This window comes from Nitrobacter sp., from assembly GCF_051535235.1.
Classification (GTDB): domain Bacteria; phylum Pseudomonadota; class Alphaproteobacteria; order Rhizobiales; family Xanthobacteraceae; genus Nitrobacter.
Genome location: NZ_JBPPLZ010000017.1, coordinates 1 through 9,655 on the forward strand (window position 1 = coordinate 1; position 9,655 = coordinate 9,655).

The following is a 9,655-nucleotide window of genomic DNA, read 5'->3' on the forward strand; positions in this document are numbered from 1 at the left end:
TGCCGCGGGCATAGAGAATGCCGAGGTTGAACTGGCTGTCGGCGACGCCGCGCTCGGCCGCCTTGCGGAACCATTGCGCCGCGCTCGTGTAGTTGGCGCCCTTGCCGCCGCCATCGGCGTCGAGCACGGCGAGATTGTGCATGGCCTTGGCGTTGTCACGCTCGGCGGCCTGCATGTAATAGCGCCGCGCCGCGTCGATGTCCTTGGTCACCCCGAGGCCCTTTTCGTGCAGGGTGCCGAGCCTGAACATGGCGGGCACCACGCCGGCTTGCGCCGCGCGATCGTACCATTTCGCCGCTTCGGCGTAGTTGACGGCAACGCCCTTGCCCTCGGCATAGCGGGCGCCGATTTCATACGCCGCCGTGGCGTCGCCGTGGAGCGCGGCGGTCCGCAGCTTCGGGCTGCCGATGCTGTCGGGGAGGGATTCGGAGCGGGGAATTGCGATCGGCTCCAGCGTGTTTGCGGCCGGAGGGTGTGCAGGCGCGCCCGGAATCGCGCCGGTGACGTCGGCGGATGGCGTTTCCGGCTGGCTCGCCGGCGGCGTGTCCGACAAGCCTTCGGACGGCGCCGCGCTGGCTTCGGACGGCGGCGAAATCATCGATTGCCGGTCGAGCGGCGTGGGCGACGTCATCGACGGCGTCGCAGGACTGTCGGAGGCGGGCTTGGCGTCGACGGGCGGCGGCGACGCTTCGGACGGGGCGGCCCGGCTGGTGTCGCTGACCGTGGCAGGCTGGGTTCCATCGAACAGCGACATTGCGAACTTGAAACCGCCGAGCACGATCACCACCACGCTGGCTCCGACCAGCAGCGAGCGGATCTTGGAGGTGAGGCCGGAACCGCCGCCTGTTGCGGGACGGGCCGGTTCAATGGCGATCTTGGTCCGACCGGTTTTGTCGGGCGATGAGGAGGCGGTGGCGGCCTGCGCGGCGCGGCGCGCGGCGGCAATGAACGATGAACCCGATCGCTCGTTGAGCGCATCCGTGATCTGGTCGATCGCGCTTTCGGAGGCTGCAATGCGCTCCGAGGGGGACGCTCCATGTCCCACCGGGCGGGTGCCGGGTTCCAGCGGATGATCGGGCGGCAGGTCCGGATCGATCGCGGGGCGCGGTTGCGGTTGGCGCCGCGTTCCCGAATGCTCGAAGGTCTCTCTTGCACCCAGGCCTTCCGCGCCCAGGCCGTCATCCATCGCGCGCGACGGGATCGGCGGCGGCGTGGAAACCGCCGGAGCGGGCTGCGGCATCGTCATCTGCGACAGCACGGGGTTCGGCAATTCGGGCTTCGGCGGCAGGCCCGGCGGCTCCGGCGTCGCTCCGCGAGACGGGGCGGAAGGCATGGCACGGACCGCGCGCAGATCACCCTCGATCATCGCCAGTCGGTCGACCACGTGCCCGAGCGTGTTATGAACGGCCTCGAGCGAGTCCTGGGTGTGACGGTCGGTTTCCGACTGGCAGAAGCGCATCTCCGACAGTTCACGCTTGATCGCCTCGACGACCTCGCTGTCCATGGTCGGGCCTGCGCTGCGCGGAGCGCCTTCGGTCAGCGCCGCGAGCCCGGCCTGCTGGCGTTCCAGATGATGCAGGATATCCTGCAAGCCTTCCTCGACGCGTCCGAGATTGGTTCCTGAATGGCCACTCGCAGTTTCCAGGCGTTCGAGCAGCAGCGACACCCGCTGTTCGAGATGCGCCAGCGCCGACGATGAATCGTGACCGGCCGGCAGACGGTCGAGACGGTCGGACAGCGCACGTACGGCTTCCTCAAGCTGCTCCGAACTGCCGGGAAAGGGGCGTTCGCGGTTTTCCAGCGTCGCCGTCAGCGCGGCGACGCGCTGTTCCAGCGCGGAGAACGAATCGCCATGGCCCTCGGACCGGCCGAGCTGGTCGACTTTCGACGACAGCATGGTGAGATCGTCGCTAAGCCGCGCCAGCGCATCGTTGGAGGCGACGTTGGACACGATGCCGCGAAGCGCGACGATCGCGTTTTCGAGTTGCTGCACCACGCCGCTGTCGCCGCTGTCGCGCACGATGGTGTCGATCTTGTTGCCGAGATTGCGGATCGCTTCGTCGAATCCCGCGAGTTGTTCAGCCGGTTTCAGCGATCGCAGCGCGTCGTAGATCTCGTTGAGCGCGCGTTCGATATTGGCCAGCGCCTGCCCGTCGCTGCCGCTTTGGCGAACGTCGTTGATGCGCCGCGACAGCAAGCGAATCTCGTTTTCGATCGATTCTATCGCGCGGCGCGGCATCGCCTCCGTGATGATGTGGCGGATTCCGGCAAGCTCGCTGCGGAATGCGGCGATCGACTGCTCGATCCCGTCCGGGCGCTGCAGCGATTCGATCTGGCTCGTGATCTTGAAGAGCTGCCGCTCGAGGCTGGAGAAATCCGATGCCGGCCGCGGCGTCGTGATCGCCGGGGCGACAGGGTGCGAGCCGGTCGTCGGCGATGCGCGCGACGCGCCGTCGAGTTCGTGCTGACGCGCGGCGACTTGCGCGATCGCGAATTCGAGTGAAACAGGATCGGGCGACGGCGTCCGGCTGTAGACCTCGGCGGCGGCGCGCTCCACCCTGTCGGCGCGGTGCTGCGGGTCCGCCGCGGGCGTCTGTGCGGCGACGCGGGCGAGCCTGGCATCCAGCCGCGAGATGGCGTCGTTGAGTTGGCGGGCGACGGCGGGTTCGCCGGGCTGGGCCGGGCTCGACAACTGGTCGATCTGACGCGTGATTGAATCCAGCCGCCGATGAATGTCCGCGACATCATGGGTGCCTTCGCTCGCGACCGGGGCTTGCGCTGCCCGGGACGCTGGCGTGTCGTTGCCGACGGTGGAACTCAGCCACTCGTTCAGGGACATACCGGCGTTCCGCGCGGCGGCTTCGGCCCGCTCGCGAACGGATGGTTCGATTCCGTCTTCGCTCCACGATCCGCGCGAGTTCATGCTTTCGTCCGGTGTCTGTCCGGCGCATTCCGATGCGCCTTCGGGCTCCCTGCGCGCCTTTGAATAGTCAATGAATAGTCAGTTCAAACCGGCGCAGGGTCTGCCTCTGAGGCCCAACCTTTTCGTGTTACGGTAAACAAGGGGTTAAGGAGCTGTGCGGCTACGGCCAAAAGTTGCATTTTGGTGAAGTTGGTGGGCCGTCAGCTCGATCTCACGCAATCACTGGTTGTATATCGAGAAAGATGCAGCATTTTCTTGCTGCGTCGCGAAGGCCTCGGATGCGACCGCTCCCGCTCGACATTCGCTGCCGCTCGCGCCGATGGCCGGAGGCGGCTCACACCGCCACCATCCGTTGCGGCGGAGCGAGCAAGGGAATCCGGACGAAGGCGTCGCCATATCCGGCCCTTGCTGAATCGTCGTCCGCGCCCCGGACCGCAGGGATCACGATTGATGCAGTTGCATCGACTACGGTAAGCTGGTCGCGGGACGCAGGGACTTCATGATGAAACGCAAACCCTCCATCGAGGCGGCCGCAGCCTGGATCCGCCTGATGCGCGTGCAGAGCTGTGTGTTGAACACGGTGGAGCACGAGTTGAAGGAGGCAGGTTTTCCGCCGCTCGCCTGCTACGATGCGCTGTCCGCACTGTCTTGCGCGCAGGCCGGCGAACTGCGGCCGGTCGAACTGGAAAGGCAGATGCGGTTGCCGCAATACGCGACCTCCCGCCTGATCGATCGCCTGGTGGATGAGGGACTGGCGGCGCGGCGCGAATGCAAGGCCGACAAGCGCGGTCAGTTCGTCGAGATCACCGAGGCCGGACGCGACTTGCAGAAAAAGATGTGGCAGGCCTATTCGGCGGCGATCGAAAAGCATGTCGGCTCCAAACTTTCCGACGCCGACGCCGCAAAGCTTTGCGGGCTGCTTGACCGGCTCGGTTGTTCCTGCAATGAGGCTCAGGCGCTTGCTGTGAGAGATGGTGCGTCCACGCGATGATGTCTCTTTCGTCTTTCGCGGTTGCGGGCCATTCGGCTCGATATTCTCTGGACCGACACTGCGTGCGTTCGATCGAAACGCCCCACACCGGGATTTTTCATGGCGCGTGACCAGATCGATATGACGCCGCTGCAATCGCGCGACGAACTCGTGGCGTGGCTGGAAGCCGGCGTGAAGCCCGCATCCGAATTCCGCATCGGCACCGAGCACGAAAAAACGCCGTTCACGCTTCAGGGCCACGAGCCTGTGCCGTATGAAGGCGCGCGCGGCATCGGCGCGTTGCTGGAGGGCATGCAACTCCTGCTCGGCTGGGAGCCGATCATGGAGCAGGGCAATATCATCGGCCTCCATGATGTCACCGGCGGCGGTGCGATCTCGCTGGAGCCCGGGGGGCAGTTCGAACTGTCCGGCGCGCCGGTCGAAACAGTGCATCAGACCCAGTCGGAGCTGGCCGCGCATCTGGCGCAGGTCAAGGAAATCGCGACCCCGCTCGGCATCGGATTTCTCGGCCTTGGCATGACGCCGTCGTGGTCGCGGGCGCAGATTCCGATGATGCCGAAGGGCCGCTACAGGATCATGCGCGACTACATGCCGAAGGTCGGCCGATACGGTCTCGACATGATGTTCCGGACCTGCACGGTTCAGACCAATCTCGACTTCTCATCCGAAGCCGACATGGTCAAGAAGCTGCGGGTCTCGGTGGCGTTGCAGCCGATCGCGACGGCGTTGTTTGCAAACTCTCCCTTCACCGAAGGCAGGCCGAACGGCTTCCTGTCGTTCCGTTCGGAAATCTGGCGCGACACGGACAATGCCCGTGCCGGCATGATCCCGTGGGCGTTCGAGGACGGCATGGGATTCGAACGTTGGGTCGACTATGCGCTCGACGTTCCCATGTATTTCGTCAAGCGTGGCGAAAATTATATCGACGTGTCCGGCACCTCGTTCCGTGATTTCTTCGACGGCAGGAACAAGGCCATTCCCGGCGAGCGGCCGACCCTTTCGGATTGGGCCAATCATCTGTCGACGATTTTTCCCGAGGTGCGGCTCAAGCGCTATCTGGAAATGCGCGGCGCCGACGGCGTGCCGTGGGGACGCCTGCCCGCGCTGCCGGCATTCTGGGTCGGACTGCTCTACGACAACACCAGCCTCGATGCGGCCTGGGACATCGTGAAGCGCTGGAATGCGCCGGAACGTCAGGCGTTGCGCGATGACGTGCCGCGCATGGGCTTCAAGGCGCGGATCAAGGATCGTTACCTGTTCGAGATCGCCAAGGAATGCCTGGTGCTGGCGCATGCGGGACTGCGCCGGCGCGGCTATGTCGATCATCTTGGCCGCGACGAGTCACGGCATCTGGAAGCGCTCGATCGCATCCTGGATTCAGGCCGCTCTCCCGCCGAGGAGATGCTGGAAAAATTCAACGGCGCATGGGCAGGCTCCGTGGAACCGGCTTATAGCGAATACGCGTTCTGAATTCGCTTTATCCTGGCGTGGCGCGTATCTTCGTATCCGACGTTCGCTGGTGCACGGCGCAGTGAAACGAACTGCGCTCGTTCATCCAACGTACATCAACGTGGCGATTTAATGAGCGTTGTCCGCGCTCTTCTTGTTCGGGATATTTGGTTTTGCGGCCTTTGTTGAAAGTCCATGCATTGAAGGCTGGCGTGATTCTGCTGGCCGTACTGTCGATGACGGCTCTCACAGCGGCGCGGCCGGCGCATGCGCAGACCAATTTCGACCGGCCCGGCGCCGACTATCAGCGAATGACGCTGCGTTCCGGTGATCCGGCCGACTGCGCGCTGGCCTGCGAGCGCGACCGCCACTGCCGTGCCTGGAGCTTCAGCTATCCGGGCGAGGGGTCGGAGATAGCGGTGTGCTGGCTCAAGAACGCCGTTCCGTCGCGGATCGCGAATCCGTGCTGCGTGTCCGGCGTGCGCGGCGCCGGCGTGATTGAGCGTCGGATCGGTCCGGTCGAAACCTCCACCGATCGCTCGGGCGGCGACTATCGCGTCTTCGAGCTCAAGAAGGATGAGAGAGCCGACGCCGATCAGGTCTGCCGTCATGCGTGCGATGCCGATAACAAGTGCCGGGCATGGACCTATGCGCGGCCGGGTTATGCCGGAAAAGCCCCGCGGTGCTTCCTGAAAAAGGAAATCAAGCCGCCGCATCGCAGGCCCGGCTTTACCTCCGGCGTGGTGCGGTAGAGGCCGATCATTTCAGCTAAACGGCTTCGCCGCGCATTCCGCTCATCTCCCCGGCGGGAGGGGGCGGGCTCAATGCACCGCCGTGAAAAAACGCGCGAGACGGAAGCCCGAGAGCCAGGTCCAGACCGGCTGGCTGCGGATGCCCAAATCCCATGAGCCGACGATTGCATCGACACGGCCGACCAGGTTGTCGGTCGACAGCAGGCCGACGCCGCCCTGGCGGACCGGCACGCGACTGTCCGCGGAGTTGTCGCGGTTGTCGCCCATCACGAACAGATGGCCCGGCGGCACTGTCACTTCCGCCGTGTTGTCGAGCCGGCCGTTGTCGTGCATCTTGAGAATGGTATGCGAGACGCCGCCCGGCAGCGTTTCAACGTAACGGTGCGCCGGCTCGCTGGAGCCGTTGTCGTCCTCGGCGGCGGCGAGGCCGTCGGGTTTCAGTGTTGCGGCCTGTCCGTTGATCCAGACCTGGCCGCCGCGTATCTGGATGCGGTCGCCGGGCAGGCCGATGACGCGCTTCACCCAGACCTGCGAGCGGTCGCCTGGCCAGCGGAAGACAACGACGTCGCCGCGTTTGGGCAGTTCGCCGAAAACGCGCGGCGTCTCGGGAAACGAGACATGGATCGGCATCGAGGCGGTTGAGTAACCGTAAGGGTATTTCGAGGCCAGCAGCGCGTCGCCGATCAAAAGCGTCGGCTCCATCGAGGCCGAAGGCACATAGAACGGCTCGGCGAGCGCGCCCTTGGCGAGCAGCACCACGAGCACGATCGCCGCGATCTGGACGACCTGTCCGCCCCAGCGGCGAACCCTCGAGCCCGACGTTGACGACTCCAAGCTCATCCGCCCGTTCCTCCGACCGTGATCCGATCCATGCGCAGCGTCGGCTGCCCGACGCCGACCGGCACGCCCTGGCCGTTCTTGCCGCAGGTGCCGACGCCGTCGTCGAGCGCGGTGTCGTTGCCGACCATGGTGATGCGATGCAGGTCGGTCGGACCGTTGCCGATCAGCATCGCGCCTTTCAGCGGCGCGCCGAGCTTGCCGTTCTCGATCTTGTAGGCCTCGGTGCACTGGAATACGTACTTGCCCGAGGTGATGTCGACCTGACCGCCGCCGAAATTCGCGGCGTAGATGCCGTTCTTCACCGAGGCGAGAATTTCCGCCGGATCGCGATCGCCCGCCGGCATATAGGTGTTGGTCATGCGCGGCATCGGCACGTGGGCATAATCCTGCCGGCGGCCGTTGCCGGTCGGTTTCATCCCCATCAGCCGCGCGTTCTGACGGTCCTGCATGTAGCCGACCAGGATGCCGTCCTCGATCAGCACGGTGCGGCCCGTCGGCGTGCCCTCGTCGTCGATCGACAGCGAGCCGCGCCGGGCCGAAATGGTGCCGTCGTCGACCACGGTGACGCCTTTGGCCGCGACCTGCTGACCCATCAGCCCGGCGAAGGCGGAGGTTTTCTTGCGGTTGAAGTCGCCCTCCAGGCCGTGTCCCACCGCTTCATGCAGCATCACGCCGGGCCAGCCGGGGCCGAGCACCACGTCCATCTCGCCGGCGGGCGCAGGAATCGATTCCAGATTGACCAGCGCCTGACGGATCGCGTCGTCGGCGACCGACCGCCAGGCCTTGGTCTCGATGAACCGGGCATAGCCTTCGCGTCCGCCATAGCCGTGGCTGCCGGTTTCCTGCCGGTCGCCCTGTCCGGCGACGACGGAAATGTTCATCCGAACCAGCGGGCGGATATCGCGGTAGCTTTCGCCGTCGGGGCGCATGATTTCGATAACCTGCCATGTCGCGCCGAGACTGACGGACACCTGGCGCACACGCGGATCCTTGTCGCGGACATAGGCATTGATTTCGGCGAGCAGCTTCACCTTGGTCTCGAAGCCGAGGCCGTCGAGCGGGTTCTCGTCACCGTAAAGCCGCACGTTGGTCCGGGAGGGAGCGGCCGCGAATGTCCCGTGATAGCCGCCGCGCACGGCGCCGACGGCATCGGCGGCGCGGATCAACGCCGGCAGCGACACGTCGGATGAATGGGCGTAGCCGACGGCGTCGCCCTTGACGGCGCGAAGCCCGAAGCCTTGCGAGGTATCGTAGGTCGCCTGTTTGAGGCGGCCGTTGTCGAACATCAGCGCTTCGCTCTGGCTGTACTCCAGAAACAACTCGCCGTCGTCAGCGCCGCTGAGGCCCCGCGCCACTTCGTTGCGCACGGTATCGCGATCTAGATCGGCACGGTCGAACAGGGACGTGGTGAGGGGATTGGTCATGCGGGCTCCGTATTCAACGCGGATATGCGGCCGTTCCGTGTCGTGCGAAGCGGTCGAGGTTCAAGATAGGCATGATTGCCGCGAAAGGGAGGCCCTTTCCAAACCTTCATCTGCAGCGCCGGATCAAAATCGCGGATCAAACTCGCTACGGCAGCTTGTCGTAACCTTCGCCCAGCCCGTTCAGGCTGAGCGGAAAGCCGATGCCTTCCTCCGGCGTCTCGAAGATGATGAAGGTCGCCGTCTTGGCGCTGCGCAACTGCCCCAGCAGCTTGTCGTCCAGCACGACCTCCGCGACGCAGCCGTTGGGTAGGCAGCGCACGAACCCGGCGCGTCCGACGTCGACATTGTCGAGTTTCAGGCCAAGGCCGGAGGGCAGCAGCACGCCAAGCGGCGCCACCACCCGCATCAGCCGGCTTTTCTGGTCGGCGGTCTTGAGCACGATCACGGTCAGACCGGCGTTGGAGCGGTCCTCCGCCACCACGCTCTGGATCAGCGCGCATTGTTCGGCCTTGGCGCCGGGCGGTGTATCGCACCGGATCTGCCAGTCGCCATGGACCGATTTGACGGCGCCCTGCGCGCAGGCCGCGCCGGCGAAGCCGATGACGGCAATAGCGGCGATCCAGCCCGTCAGCACGCGGATCACAGGCCATCTGGTTATGGTTGCGACCGTGGCGATGCGGCCCGAGGCGGGTCCGGTCAACTGTTTCGAAGGCCCCATCCGGCTCGATTCCTTAGCTCGCGTGCCACAACCTTGGGCCAACCGGTCCGGCGCTGGACTGATGGGCAATGAAGGCGCCTTGAAGGCGCTCCCCGCCCGGATCAGGTCGAACCGCGGCCGAATCTGTGAAGCCGGCCGCGCCTGTGCCTACATCGGACAATCCGCCTGTCAAGCGTCGGAAGGCCGCAAAAGGCGCGTTTCCGCTCTGATTTGTCAGCCAAATGCGGTTGCCGGCCGGATGTGCCGGACCGGGGTTCAAAAGCGTCGACGGCTTGTCGTCTTGGTCCTTGCGAGGGGCGACGAATTATGGTTTGAGAGGGGCGGCTTTGGACGCGTTCTAGCTAAACAGCTCGCAGGCTGTTCGCGGAGGCGTCATGTCGACCAGCAGACTGCCGCCGGCGGGAACTGCTTAGGGGGTTGTTTAGGGTTTATTTATGACAAGGAGCGCGAGCGGCATGAAGATGTCGAATGGCCTGATTGGCCGCCGGTTTGGCCGCCGGTTTCTGGGATTGGCGTTTGGAGTAGCGGCGGCAGCCGCGAGTGGATCGGCATTTGCGG

7 protein-coding genes are annotated in these 9,655 nt (G+C 65.2%); 3 read left to right on the top strand and 4 right to left on the bottom strand.

All coding sequences use genetic code 11. The features are described from left to right. Positions 1-2,923, bottom strand: a 2,923-nt coding sequence (locus ACS3WA_RS14775; RefSeq protein ID WP_438279269.1) for a hypothetical protein, incomplete at its 3' end; no start/stop codon positions are given. 502 nt (positions 2,924-3,425) lie between these two features. On the opposite strand from ACS3WA_RS14775, the gene ACS3WA_RS14780 reads away from it, so the two are divergent. The 3 genes from ACS3WA_RS14780 (at position 3,426) to ACS3WA_RS14790 (ending at position 6,115) form a co-directional block, all read left to right on the top strand. Further along, positions 3,426-3,914, top strand: coding sequence for a MarR family winged helix-turn-helix transcriptional regulator (locus ACS3WA_RS14780; protein WP_438279274.1), 489 nt, complete (start codon positions 3,426-3,428; stop codon positions 3,912-3,914). Positions 3,915-4,013: 99 nt separating this feature from the next. Then, the gene (locus ACS3WA_RS14785) at positions 4,014-5,384 is read left to right on the top strand and encodes a glutamate--cysteine ligase (protein WP_438279270.1); all 1,371 of its coding nucleotides are present in this window, start codon (positions 4,014-4,016) and stop codon (positions 5,382-5,384) included. A 215-nt stretch (positions 5,385-5,599) separates the two neighbouring features. Then, entirely contained in the window at positions 5,600-6,115 is a 516-nt protein-coding gene (locus tag ACS3WA_RS14790) for a PAN domain-containing protein (protein ID WP_438279275.1), read from the top strand. Positions 6,116-6,184: 69 nt separating this feature from the next. Here the strand turns inward: ACS3WA_RS14790 and lepB are convergent, their stop codons facing one another. The 3 genes from lepB to ACS3WA_RS14805 form a co-directional block, all read right to left on the bottom strand. Next, on the bottom strand, positions 6,185-6,955 hold the full coding sequence (gene lepB, locus ACS3WA_RS14795; RefSeq protein ID WP_438279271.1) for a signal peptidase I: 771 nt from the start codon (positions 6,953-6,955) through the stop codon (positions 6,185-6,187). Then, positions 6,952-8,379 carry a metalloprotease TldD gene (gene tldD, locus ACS3WA_RS14800; RefSeq protein WP_438279272.1) on the bottom strand — a complete coding sequence of 476 codons (1,428 nt, stop codon included), beginning with the start codon at positions 8,377-8,379 and terminating at the stop codon, positions 6,952-6,954. The genes lepB and tldD overlap by 4 nt, the downstream gene beginning before the upstream one ends. 145 nt (positions 8,380-8,524) lie before the next feature. Next, positions 8,525-9,097, bottom strand: a complete 573-nt coding sequence (locus ACS3WA_RS14805) for an invasion associated locus B family protein (RefSeq protein WP_438279273.1) — start codon at positions 9,095-9,097, stop codon at positions 8,525-8,527. Positions 9,098-9,655 lie beyond the last annotated feature (558 nt).

What these genes read in the sequence shown, in the direction of transcription:
- ACS3WA_RS14780 (WP_438279274.1), top strand. Translation starts at nt 3,426, where the DNA reads ATGAAACGCAAACCCTCCATCGAGGCGGCCGCAGCCTGGATCCGCCTG.
- ACS3WA_RS14785 (WP_438279270.1), top strand. Translation starts at nt 4,014, where the DNA reads ATGGCGCGTGACCAGATCGATATGACGCCGCTGCAATCGCGCGACGAA.
- ACS3WA_RS14790 (WP_438279275.1), top strand. Translation starts at nt 5,600, where the DNA reads ATGACGGCTCTCACAGCGGCGCGGCCGGCGCATGCGCAGACCAATTTC.
- lepB (WP_438279271.1), bottom strand. Translation starts at nt 6,955, where the DNA reads ATGAGCTTGGAGTCGTCAACGTCGGGCTCGAGGGTTCGCCGCTGGGGC.
- tldD (WP_438279272.1), bottom strand. Translation starts at nt 8,379, where the DNA reads ATGACCAATCCCCTCACCACGTCCCTGTTCGACCGTGCCGATCTAGAT.
- ACS3WA_RS14805 (WP_438279273.1), bottom strand. Translation starts at nt 9,097, where the DNA reads ATGGGGCCTTCGAAACAGTTGACCGGACCCGCCTCGGGCCGCATCGCC.